Source organism: Lysobacter sp. HA18, from assembly GCF_054057595.1.
Genome location: NZ_JBSRZL010000001.1, coordinates 115,240 through 140,723, shown reverse-complemented (window position 1 = coordinate 140,723; position 25,484 = coordinate 115,240). Strand labels below are relative to the sequence as shown.

The window sequence follows — 25,484 nt, the reverse complement described above, 5'->3', positions numbered from 1 at the left end:
TCGCCGCCCGAGGAGAACGTCATGAAGAACAGACTTCTGTGCATCACCGCGGCCTGCATGCTCGCCGCCTGCGCGACCGGCCCGCACGAACCGCGCCCGTTGCACATCGCGACGCTGCACGCGGAGCACGTCACCGGTCGCTACGTCGTGGTCGGTGGTCGCCACCACATCATCGGCTGCGGCCAATGGGGCGACGTCTACGACGTCGAGAACCCCGCACCGCTCCAAGCCGTCGCCACGCCGGCGCGGCCCGAGCCTTACGTCGCGATCGATGGGATGGTCGAGGACCATGAATCGAGCTTCGATCACGACATGCGGCCGTCGATCGCCGTGGCATCCGCGGTGGCGCTGCCAAGTCGGCCCGTTGGATGCAAGGTCACAGCGACTCCGGTAACGATCAGCGGGTAACCCCGCGGCCCGTGAGCCTGCATTGAAGGGGCATTGCGATCCGGCGCCGATGCATCGGGCTACCGATATAAGACGACGACGGCGCGCTCTACGCGCTCGCCGCCCCGCAACACTTCTTGTACTTCTTCCCACTCCCGCACGGGCACGGTTCGTTGCGTTCCGGTGTCGCGTCGCGGCGGATGGGTTCGCGCGGGGTCAGTGCTTCGATGCGGTGGTGGTGCAGGTCGTTGAGCATGCCGGGCAGGCTGGCGATGATCTCGAGGCGTTCCTTGTACGAGATGGGCGTGCCGGGGTCGGTGGGTTCTTCGGCGGCGACTTCGCCACTGGCGAGGCGGTCGATCAGGTCGAAGATCTCTTCCATCCAGTCGTTGTCGTCGAGCCACTTTTCCCATGCGGCTTCGCGCAGGTCGACGGCGCGGAAGAAGCCGTGCGCCCAGTCGCGGCCGACGTCGAGTTCGTCGTCGTCATGTTCTTCGAGATTCTCCGGCAGCCACAGCAGCGGCGCGTAGCTGTCCGGCAGGTCGTCGTCGCCGTAGCGCACGCGCTGTTCGGCGGTGGCGGCATGCGTGGCGAGCAGCGCGCGCACGTCGCGTGCTTCGTCCTCGTCGGCCCATCGCGGCGTGCTGCCCCACACCGGCGCTTCCCATTCGTCGAACGCGATCACTTCGGGCGACAGCGCGAGCGCGGTGAGGTAGCCGTCGAGTGCTTCGAGGTTGAAGCCCTTGAACGGCACGGCGCGTTGGTCGAGCAGTTCGGACAGGCGTTCGATCTGCTCGTCGGACAGCGGCGGGGCGACTTTCATGGGCGGAACTCGGTACGGCGGGGGCGCCATGGTAGTGCGCGCCGTGGAGGAAACGAAAAAAGGCGCGGCCGAAGCCGCGCCTGGTATCGCGATGGATCAGCGGACGTCGAAGTCGCGCGACTGCACGACGCTGCCGTCGAGCGTGATGTCGACGTGGTACTTGCCGGCCGGCCAGCCGTCGGGCTTGCTGACGTGGAACTCGTGCGAGGTCGAGGCCGCGCCGCTCACGTCTTTCGTCTGCGAATCGACTTCGGTCGGCGCCGAGCTGCCGTCCGAACCCAGGTAGGTCCAGCGCGCGCCGAGCTTGCCGGTCGTGTTCGCGGCCGTGGTGACCGACGCGTACAGCGTGTCCTTGACACCGAATGCGGTGGCCGGGGTGCCGACGCGGTTATCCGCGCCCACTGCGGTGCCGAGCTGCAGGTCGCTGACGTTCGACGATGCGGCGGGCGTCGCGGTGGTCGGCATCGGTGCCGGTTCCGGCATGGTCGTCGGCGTGCTGGCCGCGGGCGTCGTGTCGGTGGTCGCTGCAGGCGTTTCGTCGTGCTTCTTGCAGCCCACGAGCGTGGCGGCGGTAATCATTGCGACGACGAGCGCGCGTCGGGTGATCGGTGTCATGGACATCTCCTGTCAGGCCTTGCTGTCGGATGCGGGAATCACGAGGACCTGCCCGGGACGGATCAGGTCGGGATCGTCGAGCTGGCCGCGATTGGCTTCGAAGATGGCGTGCCAGTGGCTGGCCTTGCCGTAGAAGTGCTTGGCGATGTGCGAAAGCGTGTCGCCTTTCTGCACGGTGTAGTGCTGCTCGCCGGTGCTACCGCCGCCCTGCACGGCGCTGGTGCCGCTCTGCACGTTGGAGAAGTCGGGCTGCGACGCGGGCACGGACGACGTGCCCGAACGCACGTTCGAAAAATCGGGATTCTGCGGAGTCATGACGATGGCCGGTGGAAGGGCGCGGCCACCGTCGCATCCGTGTTGTTAAGGCAGCGGCAGTTCGCCGTGAACTGTCGCTTGCTTACTGCCGCTCGTCTCGCGCGGCGGTCGGCGCCGGCGTACCCGGCGTTGCACGCCAGGGATTGATGTCGAGCCCGCCACGTCGCGTGTAGCGCGCTTCGACCGAGAGCATCGACGGCTTGGCGAGCGCGGCGATGTCCGTCCAGATGCGCTCGACGCACTGCTCGTGGAATTCGCAGTGGTCGCGGAACGAGATGACGTAGCGCAGCACGCTGGCCTGGTCGAGCGCCGGGCCGCGATAGGCAATGGTGACGCGCGCCCAGTCCGGCTGGCCCGTCACCGGGCAGTTCGACTTCAGCAGTTCGCTGGTCAGTGTTTCCTCGACCTCGCCACGCGATGCATCCAGCGCGAGCAGCGACGCGTCCGGGGGGCCGTAATGCGCGATGTCGGTTTCGATGTTATCGAGCAGCACCGCGGGGCCGGGACGATCGACGGGCGGCAAGCCGAACGAGACGGACACCACGCCACCCGCCGCGCGCGAAAGATCCTGCGTGATGCGCGAACGCACGTCGTCGTAACCGGTGAACGTGGTGCCGTTGAACGAGTTGAGATAGAGCTTGAGCGACTTCGATTCGATCAGGTGCGGCGTGCTCGCCGGCACGCAGATGGTGGCGGTGGCGACATGCGGCTTGCCGCGCGCATCCAGCCACGACAGCTCATACGCATGCCAGCGATCGTGGCCGGTGAACGGCAGCGGCTCGGCGACACCGATCTCATCGCGGCCCTGCGAACGCGCGATGGGAAACAGCAGCGACGCGTCGTACGTCGACGGATAGTCGACGTGGCGACCCAGCGGGATCGACGCGTCGCTCATGCGCCCTTCGTACCGTCGAGGTAGTCGAGCGTCGCCTGCAGCATCGCGCGCAGGCCGACGTCGAGCGACTGCTCGTCCAGCTTGAACTCCGGCGAGTGGTTGCCGGGCGCGGTCTGCGGGTCGATGCCTTCGCTGGTCGAGCCGACGAAGAAGAACAGCCCCGGCACTTCCTTCGCGAAGTACGAGAAATCCTCGGCGCCCATCTGCAGCGGCGGCTCGATGACGTTCGCATCGCCCACCGCGGCTTTCAGGCTCGGCAGCATCTTCTGCGTCAGCGACGGATCGTTGTAGGTCACCGGATTGCCCTGCGTGTCCGGCACGTTCGCTTCGACGGTCGCGCCGTTTGCCGCGGCGACATGCTCGGCGACGTTCTTCAGATCGGCGAACACCTTCTGGCGCATGCCTTCGTCGAAGGTGCGGATGGTGCCGATCATCTTCACTTCATCGGGAATGATGTTGTAGCGGATGCCGCCATTGATCGCGCCGAAGCTGACCACCACCGGCAGCTTCGCAACGTCGGTACGGCGCGCGACGATGCTCTGGCTGCTGGTCACGATCTCGCTCGCGGTCACGATCGGGTCGATGCCGCCCCACGGCCGCGAACCATGCGTCTGTCGGCCGTGCACGGTGATGTTGAAGCGATCGCTCGCCGCCATCTCCGGCCCGCTGCGCACCGCGATCTGCCCGACCTGCACGGTCGAGAACACGTGCATGCCGAACACGGCGTCGGGCTTGAAGTCCTTGAACAGGCCTTCCTTGAGCATCAGCGATGCGCCGCCTTCCTCGCCGACCGGCGCGCCTTCCTCGCTGGGCTGGAAGATCAGCATCACCTGGCCCGGCAACTGCGCGCGCATCTTCACCAGTGACTGCGCGATGCCGAGCAGCATCGCGGTGTGCGCGTCGTGGCCGCAGGCGTGCATCACGCCCGTCGTCTGGCCATTGAAGGTGGTGGTGACCTTCGAGGCGAACGGCAGGTCGACGCGTTCGGTGACCGGCAGTGCGTCCATGTCGGCACGCAACGCGAGCTTCGGCCCCGGCTTGCCGCCCTGGATGATCGCGACCACGCCGTGGTGCGCGATGCCCGTGCGCGGCGTCAGGCCCATCTTGCGCAGCGCGTCGGCGACGACCTTCGCCGTGCGCTCCTCGCGGTTGGACAGTTCGGGATGCTCGTGGAAGTCGCGACGCCAGCTCACCACCTGCGCCTGCACGGCCTTCGCGGCAGCGTCCACCTCGGGGCGCACCGCGGCGTGGGCGGTCGCGGTCGCGAGGGTCGCGGCGAGTGCAGTGGTCAGCAGGGCGAGGCGCATGCGCGGCATCCGGAAAACGGGCCGTCGATGCTACTCCAGAGTTCCAGCGCCCCGGCTGCAAAAAAGCGCTTGGCGTGCGACGCTCGGCACGGATTCCATTCATCGGACTGACCGTGTCCTCGACCCCGCCTTCCCCACGCCCGTTGCAGGGCGACGCCGCGCTCGTTCGCGCCATCGGCACGCTCGTGCTCGCGGCCGCGATCGTCAACTCCACGATCGGCGGTGGCATCTTCCGCATGCCCGGTGCGCTCGCGACCGACGTCGGAATCGCCGCGCCGTTGTCGCTGATCGTCGGCGCGTTCGCGATCATTCCCATCGCCTTGTGCTTCGCCGCGGCGGGCAGCCGCACGCACGCGACCGGCGGGCCGTACACCTACCTGTCCGTCGCGTTCGGCCCGTTCGTGGGCTTCGTCGCCGGCGCGTTGATGTGGATCAGTCACGTCGCGTCCAGCGCCGCGGTGGCCGCGTCGTTCTCGCAGCAGGTCGCGAATCTCGCACCGTCGATGAGCGAGCCGTTTGCGCGTAGTGCACTGATCATCGGCACTTACGTGTCGCTGTTCCTGCTCAATGCGTTCGGCGTGAAACTGGGCTCGCGTGCGGTGGCGACATTGGCGGGCATCAAGCTCGCACCGCTGGTGATGCTGGTGCTGATCGGCCTGCCGTTCGTGGACTGGAGCCAGATCAGCTTCAACCCCGGCGACGTGCCGTCGCTGGCCGCGCTTGGCGGTTCGCTGGTGCTGGTGATGTTCGCGTACTCGGGACTCGAAACCGCGCTGGTGCCGTCGGGCGAATTCGACGACCCGGCGAAGACAGTGCCGCGCGCGACCATCGTCGCCATCCTCATCGTCGTCGCGCTCTACCTCGGCCTGCAGATCGTCGGCCAGGGCGTACTCGGCAGCGGGTTGGCGACCAGCGCCGTGCCGATCGCCGACACCGCCGGAAAGATCTTCAGCACGGGCCGCACGCTGCTGCTCGCGACCGCCTGCGTATCTATGGCCGGCTTCCTGCTCGGCAACCTGTTGGGCTCGTCGCGACTGTTGTTCGCGCTGGGCCGCGACGGCTACCTGCCCGCGGTCTACGGCCGCGCCAGCCCGCGGTTCCGCGTGCCGCTGCTCGGCCTGATCACGCATGCCGGACTCGCCTGCTTCCTCGCCGTGCGCGGTTCGTTCGACGGCCTCGCCGCGGTGTCGGGTGGCGCGATCTGCCTGGTGTACGCGGCGGTCGCGCTGGGCGCGTGGCAGTTGCAGCGCCGCGGTGTCGCCGAACGCGGTGCGCCGTTCCGCATGCCGGGCGGCGCACTGATGCCGATCGTCGGTTTCGCGATCATGGCGGCGATCTGCACCACGCTGAAGCCCGAAGAATGGCGCGCGATCGCCGTGTCGCTGGGCGTGCTGGTGCTGGTCTACGGCGTGCTGCACCTGATGCGCCGGCGCGTGCACGTACCGGCACCGTAATCCGGATGTAGCGGTCGGGTTGCCGCGCGCGACCCGACCGCATTCGCGGCTACGCGTTCAACGCGGTCGAGTGGTGCGCGATGTGCTCGCCGATGTACGTCGCGATGAAGTAGTAGCTGTGGTCGTAGCCGGCGCGCATGCGCAGGTCGAGCGGATGGCCTGCCGCGTCGCAGGCCGCGCGCAAGAGTTCCGGACGCAGCTGCGTCGTGAGGAATTCGTCGGCCTCGCCCTGGTCGACCAGCAACGGCAGGCGCTCGCGTGCATCGGCGACGAGTTCGCACGCATCGCATGCGCGCCATGCGTCGCGATCGTCACCGAGGTAGGCGGTGAACGCCTTCTCGCCCCACGGCACCTGCGACGGCGCGACGATCGGCGAGAACGCCGACACGCTGCGGTAGCGGCCCGGATTCCGCAGCGCGATGACAAGCGCGCCATGCCCACCCATCGAATGCCCGCTGATCGCGCGTGCGTCGGTGGTCGGGAAGTTCGCTTCGATCAATGAGGGAAGCTCGCGAACCACGTAGTCGTGCATCCGGTAGTGCGAATCCCACGGCGCTTGAGTCGCGTCGAGATAGAAGCCCGCGCCGATGCCGAGGTCGTAGCCCTCCGCATCCGGAATGCCCGCCCCGCGCGGGCTGGTGTCCGGCGCGACGAGGATCAGGCCGTGCTCCGCCGCGTAACGCTGCGCGCCCGACTTGGTGATGAAGTTCTGTTCGGTGCAGGTCAGGCCCGACAGCCAATACAGCACCGGACATGCCTGACGCGACGCCTGCGGCGGCAGGTAGACCGCCAAGCGCATGTCGCAGTCCAGCGCATCGGAGCGATGCTGCCACACCGTCTGCACGCCACCGAAGCACGCATGCGATTCGATGCGCTGCATCAGAAATGCACCACGCTGCGAATCGACTCGCCCGCATGCATCAGGTCGAAGGCGCTGTTGATGTCGTCGAGCGGCATCGTATGCGTAACGAACGGCGCGAGTTCGATGTCGCCGCACATCGCCGCCTGCACCATGCCCGGCAACTGGCTGCGTCCTTTGACGCCACCGAACGCGGTGCCCATCCATTTGCGACCGGTCACCAGCTGGAACGGCCGCGTGCGGATTTCCTGGCCGGCGCCGGCCACGCCGATGATCACGCTCTGGCCCCAGCCGCGGTGCGCGCATTCGAGCGCCGCGCGCATCACCTCGACGTTGCCGATGCATTCGAACGAATGGTCGACGCCCCAGCCGGTCATCTCGACGATCACCTGCTGCACGGGTTTGTCGAAATCCTTCGGGTTGACGAAGTCCGTCGCGCCGAACTGCTTCGCCATCTCGAACTTCGACGGATTGGTGTCGATCGCGACGATGCGACCCGCCTTCGCCTGCCGCGCGCCCTGGATCACCGCGAGCCCGATACCGCCGAGGCCGAACACCGCGACCGAATCGCCGGGCTGCACCTTCGCCGTGTTGTGGACCGCGCCGATGCCGGTGGTGACGCCGCAACCGAGCAGGCAAACGTGTTCGGGGTTCGCGTTCGCGTCGACCTTCGCCAGCGACACCTCCGCCACCACCGTGTATTCGCTGAAGGTGCTGCAGCCCATGTAGTGATACAGCGGCTGGCCCTCGTACGAGAACCGCGACGTGCCGTCCGGCATGACGCCCTTGCCCTGCGTGGCGCGCACGGCGACGCACAGGTTGGTCTTGTTCGACTTGCAGAACAGGCACTCGCCGCATTCGGCGGTGTACAGCGGGATGACGTGGTCGCAGGGTTTTACCGAAGTCACGCCTTCGCCGACTTCCACCACGATGCCCGCGCCTTCATGGCCGAGCACGACGGGAAACAGGCCTTCCGGGTCTTCGCCCGACAGCGTGAACGCATCGGTGTGGCAGACGCCGGTGTGCGTGATGCGCACCAGCACCTCGCCGGCGCGCGGCGGTTCGACGTCGATCTCGACGATCTTCAGCGGTTCGCCCGCGGCGAACGCGACGGCGGCACGGGACTTCATCGGCGGGGCTCCGAACACGAGGACACGCATCGTAAAGCGGTCGCGCGCCAATGCCACGGCCGTGTCCGTTTAACGGTTCCGTCACCCCCGCGAGCGTGCAATACCGCGCTTCGCGAACCGGGCAAGCCCATGCACGTCACCGACCGTCACCATGTCACCGCCCACGGGGACGGCGAACCGACACTGGTGTTTGCGCACGGCTTCGGCTGCGACCAGAGCATGTGGCGGTTCGTTGCACCGCATTACGCCGAGCGCTACCGCGCGGTGACCTACGACCTGCTCGGCAGCGGCCGCTCGCACCTGCCGTCATACGACTACGACCGCCACGGCAGCCTGCACGGCCACGCCGATGATCTGGTCGACGTCATCCGTGCGAGCGCGCGCGGCCCGGTCGTGTTCGTCGGCCATTCGGTGAGCGGCATGATCGGCCTCTTGGCAGGCCTGAAGGCACCCGAGCTGTTCGCCGCGCAGATCTGGCTGGGCCCGTCGCCGTGCTACGTCAACGATGGCGACTACGTCGGCGGCTTCGAACGCGCGGACATCGACGGCCTGCTGGAAACGCTCGACAGCAATTACCTCGGCTGGGCCAGCACCATGGCGCCAGCGATCATGGGTGCGCCGGAGCAGCCGCAACTCGCCGAAGAACTGACCAACAGCTTCTGCCGCACCGATCCCGAGATCGCCAAGCACTTCGCGCGCGTCACCTTCCTGTCGGACAACCGCGCCGACCTGTCGAAACTGCAGGTGCCGACGCTGGTCCTGCAATGCAGCGACGACATCATCGCGCCGGTCGCCGTCGGCGAATATCTGGAACGCACGTTGCCTAAGGGCACGATGCGGATCATCCGCAACGTCGGCCATTGCCCGCACCTGAGCGCGCCGGCCGAAAGCATCGACGCGATGGACGAGTTCCTCGAATCGCTCCGGCTGGCCCGTGAAGCCTGCGTGACGAACCAGCCGCGGAATCGTTGTACGACGAGGCGCCCTGCGGACTGCTGCTGACCGACCACGACGGCCGCGTGCTGCGTGCGAATCGCACGTTCTGTCGCTGGGCCGGGCTCGAGCCCGACGCATTGTCCGGCATGCGCTTCCCCGACCTGCTCACCATCGGCGGGCGCATCTTCCACCAGACGCATTTCGCGCCGCTGCTGCAGATGCAGGGCTCGATCTCGGAAGTGAAGCTCGAACTGCGTCGCGCTGACGGCGAGCGCATCCCGATCGTGGTCAACGCGGTGCGTCGCGCACGAGGCGACACGTGGCAGGACGAGATCGCCGTGTTCATCGCGAAGGATCGCCACGCCTACGAACGCGAACTGATGCTCGCGCGCAAGCGTGCCGAAGACCTCGCCGCGCGCCAGCGTGAAGTCAAGGAAGAGCTCGAACGCGCCGACCGCCGCAAGGACGAGTTCCTCGCCATGCTCGCGCACGAGCTGCGCAATCCGCTCGCGCCGATCAGCACCGCCGCGCAGCTGATGCGCATGAGCGACGACCCCGAACGCCTGCACTCGCTCGGCGAGATGATCGCGCGGCAGGCCGCGCACCTCACGCATCTGGTCGACGACCTGCTCGACGTGTCGCGGGTTACGCGCGGGCTGATCGAGATCGAACGCGCACCGCACGAGGCCGCAGCCATCGTCGAAGCGGCGATCGAGCAGGCGCGCCCGTTGCTGGAGTCGCGCCAGCATCGGCTGGAATCGGTGTTGCGGCAGGACCTCGCGGTGGAAGGCGACCGCACGCGGCTCGTGCAGGTCATCGCCAATCTGCTCAACAACGCCGCGAAGTACACGCCGCAGTGCGGTGTCATCCGCCTCGAGGTCGCCGCCCTCGACGACATGGTGGAGATCGGCGTGACGGACAACGGCATCGGCATCGATGCATCGCTGCTGCCGCATGTGTTCGATCTGTTCGCGCAGGCCGAGCGCACGCCCGACCGCGCGCAAGGCGGGTTGGGCATCGGCCTGTCGCTGGTGCGCAGCCTCGTGCAGCTGCACGGCGGCACCGTCGAAGCCCGCAGCGATGGCCCGAATCAGGGCAGCCGGTTCACCGTGCGCCTGCCCTGCGCACGTATGCCGGAGCCGGCGGCGTTGGCTAACCCCGCGTCGGACGCGACGTCAGCGCGTGCACTGCGATTGCTGATCGTCGACGACAACGAAGACGCCGCGCGCACGCTTGCCGACGTGCTGCAAGTGCTCGGGCACGTGCCGTACGTCGCCCTCACTGCAGCCGACGCGCTGGTGCTCTGCGAACGCGGTTTCGATGCGTGCGTGCTCGACATCGGGCTGCCGGACATGACCGGCTACGAATTGGCGACGACGCTACGCGAACGCGGCCACGGCCAGGCTGTGTACATCGCATTGTCGGGCTACGGGCAGGCGCACGATCGCGCGTTGTCGCGCGCGGCGGGCTTCGGTCATCACCTGGTCAAGCCGGTGGAATTCGATCGCCTGATGGACGTGCTCGCCACCGTGCAGCCGGCGACTGCAACGTCCGGCTAATCGCCCCAGTTCCATTCGACGCCGAGCGTCAGCGCGCGGCCCGCGCCTGGTTCGAAGTAGCGCGCGTTCGCCTCGTTGACGATCACCGAGCCGATGTAGCGACGGTCGAGCAGGTTGGCGATGCCGGCGAACACGCGGCCGTGGTCGTGGTCGCGCTGCACGCGCCAGCCGATGCTCGCGTCCATCACCGTATAGCCGCCAGTGCGCACGTCGCCGGCGGTGGTCGCGGTGACGCCGCTGACGTGCTGCGTATCGAGCATCGCGGTGAAACCGGTGTCGCCGCCGTAACGCAGTGCGATCACACCTTCGGCATGAGGTACGCCCGGCAGTGGCGTTCCCGCCGGCACGATCGCGACCGGCGCGCGGCATGCCGTGCCCTCGCAAGCGGCGATGTCGGAGCGGAATTCGGCGTCGAGCCACGTGCCCGAAAGGTCGAGTTTCAGGCGCTCGGCCAGCGGCAATGACAGCGATGCTTCGATACCGCGACGTCGCGTCGGCCCCGCATTGCGGAACGTGGTGCGCCCACCGCTGCTGGTATTGACGACGAGTTCGTCGCGCGTGTCGCTGTCGAACAATGCGACTTCGCCACGCACGCCATGCGTATCGACGCGCGCGCCGACTTCCGCATTGCGCATGCGCATCGGCCGCAGCAGGAAGTTCAGGCCGCTGCCGCCGTCGCTGCGATAACCGAGTTCGTTGAAGGTCGGTGTTTCGAAGCCGCGCCCGGCAGATGCGTACATCGACCATGCGTGCGATGGCGTCCACGTCACGCCGATCACCGGCGACGTCGCCGAATACGTCACGCGGCCGCTGTCGTCGGGATTGGTCGCGGTGATGTAGGCATCGCGCGAATCGAACGTCACCCGGCTCGCGCGCACGCCGCCGCTGATGCTCCACGTCGGCGTGAGATCCCACGTCGCCTGCACGTAAGGATCCACGTTGCGCACGCGGTCGGCCTGCTGCTGGCGCAATGTGCCGCGCACGCCGAGCGTGCTGCCGACGAAGTTCTCGTAGCCGCGACGATCCTGGCGTTGCTGTTCGACGTCGAGGCCGAGCACCACGTCGAGCGGACGCGCGGCGAGGCCCCGATGCCAGGTCATGCGTGCATCGATGCCGGCGTACGGCGAATCGAGATCGATCCAGCCGCCCGCGCTCAGCGGACTGCGTTGTGCGGATGGCGGCGTCGACTGCACCTGTTCGACGCGACGATGCCCGCCGTAGCCGAGCAGGCGAAGTTCGCCCGCACCCAGCGAACGTTCGAACACCGCGCCGAGCTGCACCTGTCGCGCGCTCTTGCGCGTGTCGAAGGTGAGCGCGCTCGGGCTCGCCTGCCGCGGATCGACCTCGGCCTGTTCGCGCGTGAGGCCCTGCGGGTCCTCGGTGTCGGGCGAATCGAACGCGTTACCGACGAGGGTGAGATGACCGCCGGCGAGCGGCATGCCGAGCTTGGCGTCGATCGATTCGCGACGCGCGCGGCTGTGCTCGCGCCAGCCGCCGGTGCTGAAGTGCGACGCGCCCACTCCGTAGTCGAGATCGCCTGCCGCGCCGCGCGCATTCGCGCCAAGTCGCCACGTATCGAAGCTGCCGATCGATGCGTCCACGCCGACGCGATCGGGTTCGCCGCCGTCGGCGGTGGTGAGCTGCACCACGCCGCCCGCGCCATTGCCGTACAGCGCGGCGAACGGCCCGCGCAGCACTTCGATGCGCTGCGCGTCGCCGAGCGGGAAGTGCGAGACCTGGCCTTGTCCGTCCGGCATCGTCGCGGGGATGCCGTCGACATACAGACGCACGCTGCGGATGCCGAAACTCGCGCGCGTGCCGAAGCCGCGGATCGAGATCTGTTCGTCCTGCGCCCAGTTCTGTCGCGTGCGCGCCAGAACGCCGGGCACGCCGACGAGCTTCTCGGCCAGCGTCGCGCCGTGGCCGGAGGTATTGAGCGCATCGCCTTCGACCACGCTCACCGCGGCGGGCGTCTTGTCGATCGCACGCGGCGCGCGCGTGGCGATGACCTGCACGCGATCGAGCATCGCGGGGTCGGTGGAAGGGGCGGCGGTTTGGGCCTGCGCAGCGCCGACGAAGGCGAGCAGGCAAAGCGGGGCAGGTCGGATCACGGCGCGAAGAGTAATGAGCCGCGCGACGGTTTGCGTGACGGCGATCTACACGCGGCGCTTCGACGCTGAACGCCAGCTGCGCGACGCGCGACGTGCACGTCCGTCTTCACAAACGTTTGAAAACGCGCTGGCTAGCGTCGGCTCACCAACGAAGGGGAGTGCGCCATGAATGCGATGCTGAAGCCTGCCGATGTCGCCGAAACGTCCCGCACTGCTGCGCCGGTCCGCACCCGCGTGATCGCGCGGCTGGAGCTCGACGACTTCCGCCGTACCAACTACGCCGATGGCTGGGACGATGACGACGCCGCGCTGGGTTGGGTCGACGAGGACATCGTCACCCGCGGCAAGAAGCGCACCGCGCACTGACGCCGACGCGCCGGGCACCGCCTAGCCGCGGTGCTCGAGCGCGAGGTATTCCGCCGACTGCATCTCGATCAGGCGCGACGCCGTGCGCTCGAACGCGCCGGACAGCTTGTCGCCGCGATAGAGCTCGGTCGGTGCGCCATCGGCGGTGCAGACCAGGTTGACGTGGCGGTCGTAGAGCTCGTCGATCAGGTGCACGAAACGGCGCGCGGCGTCGGCACGGGTGTCGTCGAGTTTCGGAATGCCGCCGACGAAGATGCTGTGGTGCTCGGTCGCGATCTCGATGTAATCACTCGCCGCGCGCGGGCCTTCGCAGATCACCGCGAAGTCGAACCAGACGTGGCCGTCGAGGCAGGTGCGCACCGGGATCTCGCGGCCTTCGACATGCAGCGGCCCGTGCGCGACCGGCGCTTGCCCGCACAGTTCCTGCCAGCGCGTCGCGAGCCACGCATCGGATTCGCCATCGAGCGGAGCGCGGTAGACCGGCGACTTGGTCAGTGCGCGCAGGCGGTAGTCGGTAACGCTGTCGAGATACAGAACCTTCGTGTTCGCTTCGAGCAGGCGGATCGCCGGCAGGAAGCGGTCGCGCTGCAGGCCGTCCTTGTAGAGGTTGGCCGGTTCGGTGTTCGAGCTGGTGACCAGCGCGACGCCTTCGGCGAACAGGCGATCGAGCAGGCGGCCGAGCAGCATGGCGTCGCCGATGTCGTTGACGAAGAACTCGTCGAGCACCAGAACGCGCAGCGTCGCGCGCCATTCCTTCGCGATGATCGCGAGCGGATCGCTGGCGCCCGCATGCCGACGCAGCGCGTCGTGGATCTCGCGCATGAAGCGGTGGAAGTGCGTGCGCTGCTTTTCGGCGAACGGCAGCGATGCGTAGAACAGGTCGATCAGGAACGTCTTGCCGCGACCGACGCCGCCCCAGAGATACAGGCCCTGCGGCGCCGGCGGGCGCTTGCCCTGCAGGCGGTCGAACAGGCCGAGCTTCGGCGGATCGAGCAGCGCGGCGTGCAGGCGGTCGAGCTCGGCGAGCGCGGGCTGCTGCGCGACGTCGTATTGCCAGTCGCCCCGCGCCACGCCGTCGGCATACAGCTGCGAGGGCGTGCGGACCGGCTCAGCCATGGGCGTCGAAACCCGGCAGCGCGGCGGCCACGCCGTCCTTCATCGCCTGGCGCAGGTCCATGAGCTTGCCGTGGAAGAAATGGCTGGCGCCGGGCATGCGCAGCAGCGTCGGCGGCGTGCGCAGTTCGGACAGTCGCGCGACCCAGTCGTAGACGCGCTGCGGCTCGACGATCTCGTCGGCCTCGCCCTGGATGACGAACCACGGGCCGGTGTAGAGGCCCATGTTCTCGAAGTCCCAGCTGCGCCCGGCGGGCGGCGCGATCGAGAACAGCAGGTCGGGCTGCAGCTCGTCGGCCATGCGCAGCGACACGAAGCTGCCGAAGCTGAAACCGCCCAGCCACAGCGACGCGCCGGGTTTCTCGCGACGCACCCAGTCGACCACCGCACGCAGGTCGTCGGATTCGCCGATGCCGTCGTCGAACACGCCCGCACTCTTGCCGACGCTGCGGAAGTTGAAGCGCACGGTGGTGACGCCGAGCTCGCGCAGCGCGCGCGCGGCCATCGTCACCACCTTGTTGCTCAGGCTGCCGCCTTCGGTGGACAGCGGATGGCAGACGACGGCGACCACGTCGCGCACGGCGACGCCGGCCTCGGGCGTGTCGACCACGGCTTCGATCGGCCCGGCGGGGCCGTCGAGCATCACGGGGACGACGCCACCGGCGGGCGCGTCGGGAAATGCGGGATTCGGCATGCGCTGCAGCCTACGCGGCGGGGCGTGGAAACGACGACGCCGCCCGGAGGCGGCGTCGTGGCGGAAGGCGGAACGCCTTACTTGAGGTTGCCGAGCATCCAGTCGACGGTGGCCATGACCTGCTCGTCGGTCAGCGCCGGGTTGCCGCCCTTGGCCGGCATCACGCCTGCCGCGCCCTGGAAACCTTCGATCGCGTGCTTGTGCAGCGTGTCCTTGCCCTTGGCGAGACGCGCGTCCCAATGCGCGTGGTCCAGCGTCGGTGCGCCGCCGGCGCCCGATCCGTGGCAGCCCGAGCACAGGTTGCCGAAGATCACCGAGCCGTCCTTGGTGCCGCCGTAGGCGACCTGCGACGACGCGGCGGCAGCGGCGGCCGCAGCCGCGGCGGCCTGCTGCGCGGCACCGGTCTGGCCCGCGTAGACCGAGCCCATCGGCGCGATGCGGTCTTCGGTGATGCGCACGACCGACGGATCGCGGTCATGCGGCAGCGAGCTGTTGATGTACATGGCCGCGCCGATGAGGCTCAGCATGATCAGCAACAGGAAGCCGATCACCATCGAGAATTTCTTGAGGAACACCAGGTCGTAATTGCGCACGATCCACCTTGTGCGCGCGTGCGGGCGCGCGGGAGCCGAATTGGGTCGGGACGGTGGACGCACGCATAGCGGCGCCACCGGGCACGGGAGTTTATCACCGGCCCCGCGGCGACGGGCCCGCGATTCGGGCTCAGGACATGGGATTCGCCGGCGGCGGCGGGTCCGGCGGCAACGGGATGAACTCGCCGTCGTCGAGGTCGGGCAGCTTCATGCGGCCGGCGCGCCAATCGGCCTTGGCCTCTTCGATGCGCTCCTTGCGCGAGGACACGAAGTTCCATTCGATGAAGCGCGGGCCGACCGGCTCCCCGCCCAGCGCCATCACCGTGGCGGCTCCGCGGGCGACGACCTCGGACGAACGACCCGGCGTCAACACCGCCATCTGGCCGACACCGAAGCGCTGGCCGTCGATGTCGACCTCGCCACGCGCGACGTAGAACGCGCGCTCGGGGTGGTCGGCCGGCAGCGCGAAGCGCGCGCCGTCGTCGAGGTCGAGATGCAGATAGAAGAGTGGGGACGCGACCGCGACCGGCGCGATCAGCCCCAGCGCATTGCCCGCGATCAGCCGGCCGCGAACGCCGGTGTCGGCAAAAGCCGGCAGCGCCGCGGCGTCGAAGTGGGCGAAGCCGGGGTCGGATTCCTCCGCCGATTCGGGCAGCGCGACCCAGGCCTGCAGGCCGTCGAGCCGGTCGCCCTGCGCACGCGCTTTCTCGAAGCGCTCGGAATGGGTGATGCCGCGGCCCGCGGTCATCCAGTTGACCTCGCCCGGGCGGATCGCCTGCTCGGAGCCGACGCTGTCGCGATGCATGATCTCGCCGTCGAGCAGGTAGGTGACCGTCGACAGGCCGATGTGCGGATGCGGGCGCACGTCGACCGTGCGTGGCAGGCCGGGCGGGAAGTCGGCCGGGCCCATGTGGTCGAAAAAGATGAAGGGGCCGACCATGCGGTGCAGCGGCGCCGGAAGCACGCGGCCGACCTCGAAGCCGCCGAGGTCGCGGCGGCGGGCGGGAATCACGAGCTGGATCATGGCGGCGCTCCGTTGCGGTCGTCGACGTTATAGGCGCGCAACGTCGTCGTCGCGAGACCGATGGATGGAACGGGCTGGTGCGGCATTACGACCGGCGGTTGCGCGCACCCGGCGCGAGTCCACAATGCAGGCTCCGAAGGGGAGCGGGCATGATCGAAGTCGAGCGACTCACCAAGCGCTACGGTGATTTCACCGCCGTCGATACGTTGTCCTTCGCGGTGCGACCGGGCGAGGTCATGGGCCTGGTCGGGCCCAACGGCGCCGGCAAGACGACCACGCTGCGCTGCGTCGCCGGGATCATTCCCGCCACGCTCGGCAGCATCCGCCTCGGCGGCATCGATCTCGCGACCGACCCGGTCGGCGCCAAGCGCACGATGGCCTTCATTCCCGACGAGCCGCGGCTGTTCGAATACCTCACCGTCGCCCAGCATCTCGCCTTCATTGCGAGGCTCTACGGCATCGGTGACTACAAGGCGCGCGGCGACGCGCTGCTCGCCGATCTCGAGATGGCCGACAAGCAGGACCTGCTGCCGGCCGAACTCTCGCGCGGCATGAAGCAGAAGCTCGCGATCGCCTGCGGCCTGCTGCACGGGCCGAAGGCGGTGATCTTCGACGAACCGCTGACCGGCCTCGACCCCCGCGGTATGCGGCGCATGAAGGACATGATGCGCACGCTCGCGGCGCAGGGCGCGTCGATCATCCTCAGTTCGCACCTGCTCGGGCTGGTCGAAGAGGTCTGCACGACGTTGCTGATCCTGAAAGACGGCCGCGCGATGGCGGTCGGCCCGGTCGCCGACATCCGCGCGAAGTACGCGGGCGATGGCGCGACGCTGGAGGACGTGTTCTTCCTCGCCACCGAGGACGCGCCGGTCGCGCCGCGCGCATGAACGACGTCGTCCGCGCGCTGGCGTACATGCAGGGCGTGTCGCTGGCCAACCGCGTGCGCCAGCGCATCCGTCGCTTGAAGCAGCCGAAATACCTGATCGGCGCGATCGCGGGCGTCGCGTATTTCTACGGCGTGGTGTTCCGACACCTCGTTGGACCGACCGCCGGGCATGCGCGTTTCACGATGATGCCGGCCGGCTTCGGCGAAGTATTCGGTGCACTCGCGGCAGTGGGCACGCTGATCTTCATGCTGACGGCGTGGATCTTTGCCAGCGATCGCGCCGCGCTGCGCTTCAACGAGGCCGAAGCCGCGTTCCTGTTTCCCGCGCCGATCTCGCGCACCGGGCTGATCCATTTCAGCGTGATCCGCTCGCAGCTGATGCTGTTCGTCTCGGTGTTCCTGCTCTCGCTGCTGCTGCAGCGCGGGCGCGCGGTGGGCGTCAATCCGTTCCAGTACGCCGCCGCGCTGTGGCTGATCGTCGCGACCACGCGACTGCATTTTCTCGGCGCGTCGTTCACCCGTGAACGCCTGCTCGACCTTGGTGTGCGGCCGATCTGGCGTCGACTGATCGCGATCGCGTTGCTGGTTGCGTTCGTCGCCGTCTGCTTCGTCTGGGCACGCGCGCATGCACCGCTGCCGCAGAACCTCGCCGGGCCGCGGGAGGTCACCGCGTATGTGGGTTCGGTACTCGGCTACGGGCCCGCGTTCTGGATCCTCACGCCGTTCCGCGCGCTCACCGCGCCGATGGTGGCGACGTCGACGATGGCGTTCGTGCGCGCGCTGCCCGGCGCGCTGCTCATGCTCGCGCTGCACTACATCTGGGTGGTGCGCTCGCAGGTGTCGTTCGAGGAAGCGACGATGGTGTCGGCGCAGCGTCGCGCCGAAAAAGTGTCGGCCATGCGCGACGGCCGCTCGCGCCTGCGCGCCGCGCCCACGCGTGCACGCAAGCCGCCATTCGCGCTCGCGCCGCGCGGCTTCGCACCGACCGCGTTCCTGTGGAAAGGCCTGATCGCCGCCGGCCCGTTCTGGCGCCTGCGCACGCTGGTGATCGCCGCCGCCGTCATCCTGGCCGGCACGCAGTGGTTGTCGACGCACGAAGTCGGCGTCGCGTTCCTGAAGATCGTCGGCATCGTGAGCCTCGGTGTCGCTGCGTGGAGCACCGTGGTCGGGCCGATGTTCGTGCAGGGCAGCCTGCGCGGCATGCTCGACCATCTCGACGTGCTGCGCGCAACACCACTGCGCGGCTGGCAGATCGCGCTGGGCCAACTGCTCGCACCGATCGCGATGCTGGTGCCTGCGCAATGGTTGCTATTGCTGGCAGCAGCGCGTGCGTTCCACGGCATGGAATGGCTGACGCCGGGACTGCTCGCATCGCTCACCGTTGCGGCCTTGTTGCTCGCTCCGACGTTGTGCGCGGTGATGCTGTGCCTGCCGTTCGCCGGGATGCTGGTATTTCCCGGCTGGTCGCCCGGTGGACGCGGTGGCGGGTTCGACGTCATGGGCCAGCGCATGATCTTCGGCGGCGTGTATTTGCTGGTGCTCGTGCTGTCGCTGCTGCCCGCGGCGGCCGTCGCCGGTGCATTGATGTTCGTCGTCCATCTGCTGACGGGTTGGACGCTCGCGGTGCTGGGCGGCGCGATCGCCGCGGCTGCGGTGCTGGGCGCGGAAGCCGCCGTGTTGTTGCGCTGGCTCGGCCGCCGCATCGAACGCTTCGACCTGTCGACCGAACTGCGCTGACGCCGCAACGCTACAGTCCGCGCACCGCTCCCGGAGCTGCGTCATGACGATTTCCGACCACGATCCCGCCGCGCGACGCTGGTTCGGTCGCGCCTATGCCGAACTGCACGAGACCGAGCGACGCGTGATCGATCGTGCGGCGGAACGCAAGCTGGTCAGCACCGACACGAACCACGCGTTCGCCGACCGCATGACGCTGGGCGAACGCCTTGCCGATCGCGTCGCGCAGTTCGGCGGCTCATGGACCTTCATCATCCTGTTCGCGCTGGTGCTGGTCGCGTGGGTCGCGGTCAATACCGAACTGCTGCGGCATCCGTTCGATCCCTACCCTTTCATCTTCCTCAACCTGGTGCTGTCGATGCTCGCCGCGATACAGGCACCGGTGATCATGATGAGCCAGAACCGACAGGGCGCGAAGGATCGCCTAGACGCCGCGCACGACTACGAGGTCAATCTCAAGGCCGAGATGGAGATCATGGCGCTGCACGAGAAACTCGATGCGATGCGCGATGCACAACTCGCCGCGCTGCTGAAAACGCAGGACGAACAGCTCACGATGATCCGTACGATCGTGCAGCGACTGGAAGCGCGCGACAACGCGAACGAGTGATCGGCTAGAACAGCCAGCGCACGTTCGCCTGCACCTGCAGTTCGCGCTGGCGTGGGTCGAGCCCGTCGATGCGACGCTGGTTACGCACGCTGTCGATCTGCAGCACTTCACCGGTCACGCGCCAGCGGTCGTTCGGTCGCCAGTTCAAGGCGAGCGTGATCGCGCGGCCATGCTCGTCCATCGCATCCGGACCGCCGCCGGGCGTCTGCTTCGCCTGGAACAGGTCGAGTCGCGCGGCCGGGCGCCATGTTCCGACGTCGCGCGCGGCCATCAGGTAGCCGGCGGCGAAACGCGTGTCGAACTGCAGAGCCGGCACCGGCTCGATGATCGTGCTGCCGCGCATCGCCTGCGCGATGACGACGACATCGTTCCAGCGATGCTGCGCGCCGAAGCTCCAGAAGCGTGTGCGCCAGCCGTAGAGTTCGCGGGCGGCGTAGTCGACTTCCCGCGACGGGTCGGTGCGGTTGTCGTAGACGAGCGCGGTGACGCGGTCCTGCGCCGGCGTCTGCCAGTCGATGGATGCGTACGCGCCGAGGCGATGGTCGATCTCGAGATACGGGCGGAAGCGCACCGGAATGTCGGACGCATTCGCCGCGATGGAATCCGGCTCGCGCAGGCTGCCGTCGAGTCCGGAAAAGACGTCGTGCATCGCCCAGCCACGCGTCGCGAGTAGCTCACCCGCCGGGTCGTTCTTCTGGAACAATGCGACGTTCGTCGTCAGCGTGCCGCGCGCGCTGCGATGTTCCATGCGGCCTTCGACGCCGAACACGCGCAGTTCCTCGCCGACCCACGTATTCATCGCCGACGGCGTCAGCGTGTACGGGCTGGTCCAGCCGATCGCGTCGTTCTCCAGCGAGATCGGCGGAAAGAACATGCCGGCCTTGACCGAGCCGCGCCACGCGCTGGTCGACACCGGACGCCACCTAACCCACGCGTCGATCAGGTCAAACGGCTTGCGTGATTCCGGTGCGTAACGTGCCTCGGCAGAGGCAAGAACTGTTGGTGCGACCTGCCATGTTGCGAGCAGCGCGCCGTGCAGGTCGAACGCGTCGTCATGCGCACCGAGCCGTGCCTTGCCGAGGCCGCCGTCGAACGTGCTCGCGCTGTTCGTGTTCGTCGTACCGACACGTGCATCGATGACACCGTGCACCTGCAGCGACTGCGCGTTCGCGCTGACGCTCAGCGTGCTCGCCAGCAGCACTGCGACGGCGCGCTTCAAGCGGTCGCTCCACTCGCACGCGTGGCGAGGAACGCATCGAACGCCGACGCGTCCATCGGTCGCGCGATGAGAAAGCCCTGCGCGTGGTCGCAGCCGATGCCGGTGAGGTAGTCGAGCGCGGCGGGATCTTCCACGCCTTCCGCGGTCACGTGATAGCCGAGCGCATGCGCGAGTTCGACGATGGAACGCACGATCATCCGGTCCTCGCGCGAGTTCGCCAATGGCGCGACGAAGGCGCGGTCGATCTTGAGTTCGCGCACTGGCAGGCGTCGCAGATACGCGAAGGACGACTGGCCGACGCCGAAGTCGTCGATCGACAGTGCGATGCCCTGGTCCGCGAGGCGATGCAGCACCGGCAACGCGGCGTCCGCGTCGCGCATCAGCGCGCTCTCGGTGATTTCCAGCACCACGCGTTCGGGCGAGACTTCGTGCGTCGACAGCAAGGTAGCAACCCGACGCGGCAACTCCGCATCCTCGAGATCACGCGCCGACACGTTGAGCGCGACGCGCACCGGATGCCCGGCAACTTGCCAGCGGCTCGCTTGCGCGATGCCGGCATCGAGCACCCAGCGGGTGAGACGACGGATGTTGCCGGTTTCTTCCGCGAGCCCGACGAACGTGTCCGGCGCCAGCGGGCCGCGTTCGGGATGCGACCAGCGCACCAGGCCTTCCGCGCCGTCGATGCGGCCGCTCGCGAGATGCAGCTTCGGCTGGTAGTGCAATGCCAGCGCATCGCCGCCGAGCGCGCGTTGCAGATCGCCCATCAGCGACAGGCGTTCGGGTCGATGCGGATCGGTTGCGGCGTCGTACACCGCGACCGGCTCGTCCGCGCCGAGCGCAGCGATCAGCGCGACATCGGCGCGACGCAGCAACGTCGCCGCATCACGCCCGTGCACCGGCGACAGCGCGAGGCCGACCGCCGGCGCGAGGTCGAGCCGCAGTTCGGCTTCGCGATACGGATCGGACAGCACGTCGATCAGGCGCAGTGCGAGCGAATGCGCATCCTGTCGCGACGCACCGGGCACGAACACGGCGAACTGGCTGTCGGTGACACGCGCGACCAGGCCCGCGCCGACCGGCCCGCGCAGGCGTTGCGCGACTTCATGCATCAGTCGATCGCCGACGCCGTGGCCCAGCGTCTTCACGATCGCCGGCGCGCGCTCCAGCCCCACCATCAGCAATGCCGCGTCGCCGCGCGCATCATCGAGCGCACGCTGGATCGCACTTTCCGCTGCACTGCGATTCGCCAGACCGGTGACCGGGTCGTGCGTAGCCTGATGGACGATGTGCGCCTCGCGTTCGCGGATCGCCTGCGTCATCGAATCGAACGCGGCGGCGAGCGCGCCGATTTCGTCGTCGCGCGCAGGTGCGTCGACCGGCGCGTAATCACCCGCTTCGATGCGGCGCGCCGATGCGGCGAGGCGTTCGACCGGCCGCGACACGCCGCGTGCGATCAGCCATGCGCCGGCCAGGCCGATCGCCAGCCCGAACCCCAGCAGCCCCGCCCACGCGATCGCGACGGCGCGATACGGTTGCAATGCCGCGTCGACCGAATAACCGAGCACCGCCGCCACCGGTGCGCTATTGCGCGAGTGATCGAGCGCCACGGCCTGCACGACGTATTCGCGGCCCTCGAGCGTCGCGAGTTCCGGCGTGGTCGGCAGCGCGGCGCCGTAGGAATCGAGCGCCGGCGTCAGTGCACCCTTGCCGGTGCCGTGCGCGATCGTGTGCCAGCCCGCTGCATCACGCGTCGCGAGTTCCACTTCCTTCGGCAATGCCGACTGCGCTTGCAGGCGCGCGAGCAGTGCATCGTCGACGGGGATCGCGGCGGCGATGAAGCCGACCAGGTCCGGCGCGAACACCGGCACCACCACCATCCAGCTCGCGCGACCGTTCGACGCGACGACCGCCGATGCCGGTTGCTGTGGCGCACGTTCGACGAGGTCGGCATACGGGAACGGCGCGCCCTCGGGAAAGCGCCCCGCGGTGTCGGCTTCGACGCGGCCGTCGAGACCGACCAGCAGCATCTGCGTCGCACCCACACGACGTCCGTGATTGCGCAATGCCGACAGCACGGTGTCGCGATCGCGCTGCGCGATCGCCGAACGCAACGCGAAGTCCAGCGACAGCACCTGCACGCTGGACGCAACGCGTGCGGACAAGTCATCGAGCTGGCGCGCGAACGCACCGGCGGCGACGTCGAGTTGCCGGCGGCCTTCGTCGATCAACGCGTGTCGCGTCACGCCGTAGACGAGGCCGGCCGTGAGCGCCTGCACCACGATCAGGATCGCGACGAGGAACAGCGCCAGGCGCGTGCGGAAGGTCATCGCTCAGTACCGCGTGCGCTCGCGGTCGAACTGGTAGCGCAGGTCGGGCAGCAACGTCAGCGCGAACGGCACGCGTCGGCTGTCGGTCGCACCGAGCACCACGCCGTCCTGTACGAGGTCCGGCTTCGCGGGCGGCAGGCGCGGATGCCAGACGCGCACGTCGTACGCGCCGGCAGGCAGGTCATCGAACGCGACGTGGCCGCGTGCATCGGTGCGTGCGGTCCACGGTGCGTCGGTGACGTAGAGGTAGGCGATCATGCCGTCGTGGATGTTGCAGCCCACCGCGACCACGCCGGTGCGCGGCAGCTTCACCGGCGGCGCGGCATCGTGCGGCGCGATCACGTATTCGAACTGCTTCACCGGCGAGAACGAATAGACGTGGTGGCGTGTGGTGTCGCTGTTGCGGAACACCACCGAGTCGCCGGGCCGCGCGACTTCGACGTAAGGACGGAACATCAGGTCTTTCTGGTCGATCGCATGCATCGTCGCCGCGCCGGGCTTCGGCCCGGTGCCGTCGCGGCGCAGCAGCGTGACCACCGCATCGCCGACGGGCTTGCCCTGGCGATCGGTGATGTCGACCGTTAGTTGCGCGGCCATCGCCTGCCCGCAAGCGAGCAGCGCGAGCAGCGCACCGAATTCTCTGCGTATCCGCATGCCGTCCCCTTCGGCGTCACGTCGGGCCGTGGCCCGCATCCAGCCTACACCCGCGGCACTGGCGCCGAAGGTGCTCCATCGTTCGGTATCGACCGTGGCGCCGAAAGCTTGACCGCCGTCAGCCCAGCAGCGGAAGCCCCAGCGGACGCCGGTCCGCATCCAGCCCCAGCCCGTACATCAACGAACGCGCGATGCGCCGCGCGTGTTCGATGAACCGTTCGGCTTGCGCGGGCGTGAGCTCTTCGCGCGCGGTGGTTTCCCACAACGCGAGCCAGTCGGCGAAGTGCGCGCCTTGGATCGGATGCGGACGATGCATCGCCATCGGCCGCCCGCGATAGCGCCCGGTCTTCAGTTCGATCGACGACCAGAAGTCCACCAGCGTCGCCTTATGCGCCGCCCAGTCGTCGACCGCCGGCGCGAACACCGGCCCCAGCGTCGGATGCGTCTGCACGCGCTCGTAGAAACGATCGACGAGACGCGCGATGTCGGCTTCGGTAAGTGGGGTGTCGGTCATGGCGGGGCGGTTGCGGAATGCGTGCAGTGTCGCGCGTAACGGCTGCATCGCGCCTTGCGGCGCGTCAAAGCGGCAGTCGCAGCGATCGCTTACGACACCGAAAACGCCGACTCCCGCGTCGGCGCCGACACGCAACCCAGCGGAAACCGCATGACCACATCGGTACCGTGGCCAACGCCGCGGCTGTCGACGCGCACGTCGCCGCCGTGCAGCTGCAGGATGCTGGCGACCATGCTCAGGCCGAGGCCCAGGCCGGCGACGCTGCGCGCGGGTTCGTGCACGGGTTTGTAGAAGGGTTCGAACAGGTGCGGCAGGGTGTCGGCGGCGATGCCGATACCAGTGTCGCGCACGGTCAGCCATGCGCAGTCGTCGCGCATTTCGAGCATCACGTCGACGCGGCCTTCCGGCGGCGTGCAGCGGATGCTGTTGTCGAGCACGTGGCCGAGCGCCTGCTGGATGCGGCGCTCCTCGCCCCACACATCCACCGCCTCGGCCGGCATGTGCACGTGCATGTCGAGTTCGGCATGCGATGCACGCGGCGTGCGGTTGTGCACGACGTGGCTGACGATCTCGCGCAGGTCGAGCAAACGAGGATGCAGGCGCGCCTGGCCGGTGAGCAGCTGGCTGCCGTCGACCAGGTTTTCGATCAGTCGCGCCTGGCGCGCGAGTTGTTCGACGAAGACTTCGTTGAGGCGCGCCTGCACGGCCATGTCGCGTGCATCCTTGCGCAGGTGCAGCGAGGTGCGCATCGGCCCCAGCGTTTCGCCGAGTTCATGCGCAAGGCTCGACAGAAACGCGTCCTTGCGCTCGTTATCGCGTCGAAGCTGTTCGAGCAGGCGCACGTTCGAAAGCGCGAGCGCGGCGGAATCGGCCAACGCACGCAGCGCGGCCATTTCGAGTTCGGTGGCTTCGTGCTGCGTCGACCAGTACACGCCGAGCGCGCCCAGCGGCTTGTCGCGCGAGATCGGCGCCATCGCCATCGCCTGCACGAACGTGGCTTCGTACAAGGCGAGCGGGATGCGTGAATCCTGCCGAATGTCGGGAATGACCACCGATTCGCCGGTGGTGATGCACCAGCCGGAAATGCAGGAGTCCAGCGCGAAATCCTGGCCCTTCCAGAGCGCGCCGATCGCGTCTTCCTCGAGGTAGCGGCAGCGGCTGCCGTCGCGCATCACCACGGTGACGCCGTCCGAGCCGATCAGGTCGCGCGTGGAGCGCGCGAGGATCGACACGATGCTTTGGGCGTCGATGCAGCCCGCGAGTCGCTGGACGATCCCCACCAGCGGAAAATCGTAATTCATGCCGCCCTGCTCGTTTCCGCCGTTCTCATCGAACGGACGCTTCGATATACGAAGC

At 68.3% G+C, this 25,484-nt stretch carries 25 protein-coding genes; 8 read left to right on the top strand and 17 right to left on the bottom strand.

The features are described from left to right. Window positions 1-21: 21 nt before the first annotated feature. Window positions 22-408, top strand: a complete 387-nt coding sequence (locus ACVWWW_RS00615) for a hypothetical protein (protein WP_155914403.1) — start codon at window positions 22-24, stop codon at window positions 406-408. Window positions 409-496: 88 nt separating this feature from the next. Here ACVWWW_RS00615 and ACVWWW_RS00610 read toward each other — a convergent pair whose 3' ends face one another. The 5 genes from ACVWWW_RS00610 to ACVWWW_RS00590 all read right to left on the bottom strand — a co-directional run bounded on the left by ACVWWW_RS00610 (window position 497) and on the right by ACVWWW_RS00590 (window position 4,342). After that, window positions 497-1,210, bottom strand: coding sequence for a UPF0149 family protein (locus tag ACVWWW_RS00610; RefSeq protein ID WP_155914405.1), 714 nt, complete (start codon window positions 1,208-1,210; stop codon window positions 497-499). A 96-nt stretch (window positions 1,211-1,306) separates the two neighbouring features. Next, window positions 1,307-1,825 (bottom strand): hypothetical protein, encoded by a 519-nt coding sequence (locus ACVWWW_RS00605; RefSeq protein WP_036142193.1) that lies wholly within the window; start codon window positions 1,823-1,825, stop codon window positions 1,307-1,309. A gap of 12 nt (window positions 1,826-1,837) precedes the next feature. After that, entirely contained in the window at window positions 1,838-2,140 is a 303-nt protein-coding gene (locus ACVWWW_RS00600; RefSeq protein WP_027083705.1) for a LysM peptidoglycan-binding domain-containing protein, read from the bottom strand. 82 nt (window positions 2,141-2,222) lie between these two features. Continuing rightward, window positions 2,223-3,035 (bottom strand): NADPH-dependent 7-cyano-7-deazaguanine reductase QueF, encoded by an 813-nt coding sequence (queF, locus tag ACVWWW_RS00595; RefSeq protein ID WP_027083706.1) that lies wholly within the window; start codon window positions 3,033-3,035, stop codon window positions 2,223-2,225. Further along, on the bottom strand, window positions 3,032-4,342 hold the full coding sequence (locus ACVWWW_RS00590; RefSeq protein WP_027083707.1) for an amidohydrolase: 1,311 nt from the start codon (window positions 4,340-4,342) through the stop codon (window positions 3,032-3,034). Before ACVWWW_RS00590 ends, queF begins: the two co-directional genes overlap by 4 nt. 113 nt (window positions 4,343-4,455) lie before the next feature. Here ACVWWW_RS00590 and ACVWWW_RS00585 point away from each other — a divergent pair, with 113 nt between their 5' ends. Next, window positions 4,456-5,796, top strand: a complete 1,341-nt coding sequence (locus tag ACVWWW_RS00585) for an APC family permease (RefSeq protein ID WP_196804392.1) — start codon at window positions 4,456-4,458, stop codon at window positions 5,794-5,796. A gap of 49 nt (window positions 5,797-5,845) precedes the next feature. Here ACVWWW_RS00585 and fghA read toward each other — a convergent pair whose 3' ends face one another. Continuing rightward, window positions 5,846-6,676: an S-formylglutathione hydrolase gene (gene fghA, locus ACVWWW_RS00580; protein ID WP_027083709.1), complete on the bottom strand. Its 831-nt coding sequence runs from the start codon at window positions 6,674-6,676 to the stop codon at window positions 5,846-5,848. Then, window positions 6,676-7,785 carry an S-(hydroxymethyl)glutathione dehydrogenase/class III alcohol dehydrogenase gene (locus ACVWWW_RS00575; protein ID WP_027083710.1) on the bottom strand — a complete coding sequence of 370 codons (1,110 nt, stop codon included), beginning with the start codon at window positions 7,783-7,785 and terminating at the stop codon, window positions 6,676-6,678. The genes fghA and ACVWWW_RS00575 overlap by 1 nt, the downstream gene beginning before the upstream one ends. 129 nt (window positions 7,786-7,914) lie before the next feature. Between ACVWWW_RS00575 and ACVWWW_RS00570 the strand changes: the two genes are divergently transcribed. Beyond that, the gene (locus ACVWWW_RS00570; protein ID WP_456998610.1) at window positions 7,915-8,787 is read left to right on the top strand and encodes an alpha/beta fold hydrolase; all 873 of its coding nucleotides are present in this window, start codon (window positions 7,915-7,917) and stop codon (window positions 8,785-8,787) included. After that, entirely contained in the window at window positions 8,754-10,280 is a 1,527-nt protein-coding gene (locus tag ACVWWW_RS00565; RefSeq protein ID WP_456998609.1) for a hybrid sensor histidine kinase/response regulator, read from the top strand. The genes ACVWWW_RS00570 and ACVWWW_RS00565 overlap by 34 nt, the downstream gene beginning before the upstream one ends. Here ACVWWW_RS00565 and ACVWWW_RS00560 read toward each other — a convergent pair. Further along, entirely contained in the window at window positions 10,277-12,307 is a 2,031-nt protein-coding gene (locus ACVWWW_RS00560; RefSeq protein WP_051235382.1) for a TonB-dependent receptor, read from the bottom strand. The genes ACVWWW_RS00565 and ACVWWW_RS00560 overlap by 4 nt on opposite strands. A 249-nt stretch (window positions 12,308-12,556) precedes the next feature. On the opposite strand from ACVWWW_RS00560, the gene ACVWWW_RS00555 reads away from it, so the two are divergent. Next, a complete protein-coding gene (locus ACVWWW_RS00555) occupies window positions 12,557-12,757 on the top strand; it encodes a hypothetical protein (protein ID WP_027083714.1) in 201 nt (66 codons plus the stop codon). A 21-nt stretch (window positions 12,758-12,778) separates the two neighbouring features. On the opposite strand, the gene zapE is transcribed toward ACVWWW_RS00555, so the two are convergent. The 4 genes from zapE to ACVWWW_RS00535 all read right to left on the bottom strand — a co-directional run bounded on the left by zapE (window position 12,779) and on the right by ACVWWW_RS00535 (window position 16,181). Continuing rightward, window positions 12,779-13,873 (bottom strand): cell division protein ZapE, encoded by a 1,095-nt coding sequence (gene zapE / locus ACVWWW_RS00550; protein ID WP_027083715.1) that lies wholly within the window; start codon window positions 13,871-13,873, stop codon window positions 12,779-12,781. Then, window positions 13,866-14,564: an alpha/beta hydrolase gene (locus ACVWWW_RS00545; protein WP_027083716.1), complete on the bottom strand. Its 699-nt coding sequence runs from the start codon at window positions 14,562-14,564 to the stop codon at window positions 13,866-13,868. The genes zapE and ACVWWW_RS00545 overlap by 8 nt, the downstream gene beginning before the upstream one ends. A 77-nt stretch (window positions 14,565-14,641) precedes the next feature. Further along, complete coding sequence (locus ACVWWW_RS00540) at window positions 14,642-15,157, bottom strand: c-type cytochrome (RefSeq protein ID WP_027083717.1); 516 nt, start codon at window positions 15,155-15,157, stop codon at window positions 14,642-14,644. Window positions 15,158-15,287: 130 nt separating this feature from the next. Then, the gene (locus ACVWWW_RS00535) at window positions 15,288-16,181 is read right to left on the bottom strand and encodes a pirin family protein (protein WP_027083718.1); all 894 of its coding nucleotides are present in this window, start codon (window positions 16,179-16,181) and stop codon (window positions 15,288-15,290) included. Between the two features lie 149 nt (window positions 16,182-16,330). On the opposite strand from ACVWWW_RS00535, the gene ACVWWW_RS00530 reads away from it, so the two are divergent. From ACVWWW_RS00530 to ACVWWW_RS00520, 3 genes are read left to right on the top strand one after another with little or no spacing between them, the layout of a single operon-like run. Further along, the gene (locus ACVWWW_RS00530; RefSeq protein ID WP_036142205.1) at window positions 16,331-17,068 is read left to right on the top strand and encodes an ABC transporter ATP-binding protein; all 738 of its coding nucleotides are present in this window, start codon (window positions 16,331-16,333) and stop codon (window positions 17,066-17,068) included. Beyond that, window positions 17,065-18,804, top strand: a complete 1,740-nt coding sequence (locus ACVWWW_RS00525; RefSeq protein ID WP_027083719.1) for a putative ABC exporter domain-containing protein — start codon at window positions 17,065-17,067, stop codon at window positions 18,802-18,804. Before ACVWWW_RS00530 ends, ACVWWW_RS00525 begins: the two co-directional genes overlap by 4 nt. 43 nt (window positions 18,805-18,847) lie before the next feature. Next, entirely contained in the window at window positions 18,848-19,414 is a 567-nt protein-coding gene (locus tag ACVWWW_RS00520) for a DUF1003 domain-containing protein (protein WP_027083720.1), read from the top strand. Between the two features lie 4 nt (window positions 19,415-19,418). Here the strand turns inward: ACVWWW_RS00520 and ACVWWW_RS00515 are convergent, their stop codons facing one another. From ACVWWW_RS00515 to ACVWWW_RS00495, 5 genes are all read right to left on the bottom strand, one after another. Beyond that, entirely contained in the window at window positions 19,419-20,633 is a 1,215-nt protein-coding gene (locus ACVWWW_RS00515; RefSeq protein ID WP_027083721.1) for a hypothetical protein, read from the bottom strand. After that, complete coding sequence (locus tag ACVWWW_RS00510) at window positions 20,630-22,960, bottom strand: EAL domain-containing protein (RefSeq protein ID WP_027083722.1); 2,331 nt, start codon at window positions 22,958-22,960, stop codon at window positions 20,630-20,632. The genes ACVWWW_RS00515 and ACVWWW_RS00510 overlap by 4 nt, the downstream gene beginning before the upstream one ends. Before the next feature lie 3 nt (window positions 22,961-22,963). Beyond that, window positions 22,964-23,614 carry a carboxypeptidase regulatory-like domain-containing protein gene (locus tag ACVWWW_RS00505; RefSeq protein WP_036143002.1) on the bottom strand — a complete coding sequence of 217 codons (651 nt, stop codon included), beginning with the start codon at window positions 23,612-23,614 and terminating at the stop codon, window positions 22,964-22,966. Between the two features lie 118 nt (window positions 23,615-23,732). Beyond that, window positions 23,733-24,128: a group III truncated hemoglobin gene (locus ACVWWW_RS00500; protein ID WP_027083723.1), complete on the bottom strand. Its 396-nt coding sequence runs from the start codon at window positions 24,126-24,128 to the stop codon at window positions 23,733-23,735. An 89-nt stretch (window positions 24,129-24,217) separates the two neighbouring features. Continuing rightward, window positions 24,218-25,429 carry a GAF domain-containing sensor histidine kinase gene (locus ACVWWW_RS00495; RefSeq protein WP_196804393.1) on the bottom strand — a complete coding sequence of 404 codons (1,212 nt, stop codon included), beginning with the start codon at window positions 25,427-25,429 and terminating at the stop codon, window positions 24,218-24,220. Window positions 25,430-25,484 lie beyond the last annotated feature (55 nt).

Excerpts from the sequence above, each read along its gene's own strand:
- ACVWWW_RS00545 (WP_027083716.1), bottom strand. The coding sequence starts at position 14,564 with ATGCCGAATCCCGCATTTCCCGACGCGCCCGCCGGTGGCGTCGTCCCC.
- ACVWWW_RS00605 (WP_036142193.1), bottom strand. The coding sequence starts at position 1,825 with ATGACACCGATCACCCGACGCGCGCTCGTCGTCGCAATGATTACCGCC.
- ACVWWW_RS00570 (WP_456998610.1), top strand. The coding sequence starts at position 7,915 with ATGCACGTCACCGACCGTCACCATGTCACCGCCCACGGGGACGGCGAA.
- ACVWWW_RS00500 (WP_027083723.1), bottom strand. The coding sequence starts at position 24,128 with ATGACCGACACCCCACTTACCGAAGCCGACATCGCGCGTCTCGTCGAT.
- ACVWWW_RS00575 (WP_027083710.1), bottom strand. The coding sequence starts at position 7,785 with ATGAAGTCCCGTGCCGCCGTCGCGTTCGCCGCGGGCGAACCGCTGAAG.
- zapE (WP_027083715.1), bottom strand. The coding sequence starts at position 13,873 with ATGGCTGAGCCGGTCCGCACGCCCTCGCAGCTGTATGCCGACGGCGTG.
- ACVWWW_RS00555 (WP_027083714.1), top strand. The coding sequence starts at position 12,557 with ATGAATGCGATGCTGAAGCCTGCCGATGTCGCCGAAACGTCCCGCACT.
- ACVWWW_RS00610 (WP_155914405.1), bottom strand. The coding sequence starts at position 1,210 with ATGAAAGTCGCCCCGCCGCTGTCCGACGAGCAGATCGAACGCCTGTCC.
- queF (WP_027083706.1), bottom strand. The coding sequence starts at position 3,035 with ATGAGCGACGCGTCGATCCCGCTGGGTCGCCACGTCGACTATCCGTCG.
- ACVWWW_RS00600 (WP_027083705.1), bottom strand. The coding sequence starts at position 2,140 with ATGACTCCGCAGAATCCCGATTTTTCGAACGTGCGTTCGGGCACGTCG.
- ACVWWW_RS00495 (WP_196804393.1), bottom strand. The coding sequence starts at position 25,429 with ATGAATTACGATTTTCCGCTGGTGGGGATCGTCCAGCGACTCGCGGGC.
- ACVWWW_RS00505 (WP_036143002.1), bottom strand. The coding sequence starts at position 23,614 with ATGCGGATACGCAGAGAATTCGGTGCGCTGCTCGCGCTGCTCGCTTGC.
- ACVWWW_RS00560 (WP_051235382.1), bottom strand. The coding sequence starts at position 12,307 with ATGCTCGATCGCGTGCAGGTCATCGCCACGCGCGCGCCGCGTGCGATC.
- ACVWWW_RS00525 (WP_027083719.1), top strand. The coding sequence starts at position 17,065 with ATGAACGACGTCGTCCGCGCGCTGGCGTACATGCAGGGCGTGTCGCTG.
- ACVWWW_RS00530 (WP_036142205.1), top strand. The coding sequence starts at position 16,331 with ATGATCGAAGTCGAGCGACTCACCAAGCGCTACGGTGATTTCACCGCC.
- ACVWWW_RS00510 (WP_027083722.1), bottom strand. The coding sequence starts at position 22,960 with ATGACCTTCCGCACGCGCCTGGCGCTGTTCCTCGTCGCGATCCTGATC.
- ACVWWW_RS00590 (WP_027083707.1), bottom strand. The coding sequence starts at position 4,342 with ATGCGCCTCGCCCTGCTGACCACTGCACTCGCCGCGACCCTCGCGACC.
- ACVWWW_RS00535 (WP_027083718.1), bottom strand. The coding sequence starts at position 16,181 with ATGATCCAGCTCGTGATTCCCGCCCGCCGCCGCGACCTCGGCGGCTTC.
- ACVWWW_RS00520 (WP_027083720.1), top strand. The coding sequence starts at position 18,848 with ATGACGATTTCCGACCACGATCCCGCCGCGCGACGCTGGTTCGGTCGC.
- fghA (WP_027083709.1), bottom strand. The coding sequence starts at position 6,676 with ATGCAGCGCATCGAATCGCATGCGTGCTTCGGTGGCGTGCAGACGGTG.
- ACVWWW_RS00615 (WP_155914403.1), top strand. The coding sequence starts at position 22 with ATGAAGAACAGACTTCTGTGCATCACCGCGGCCTGCATGCTCGCCGCC.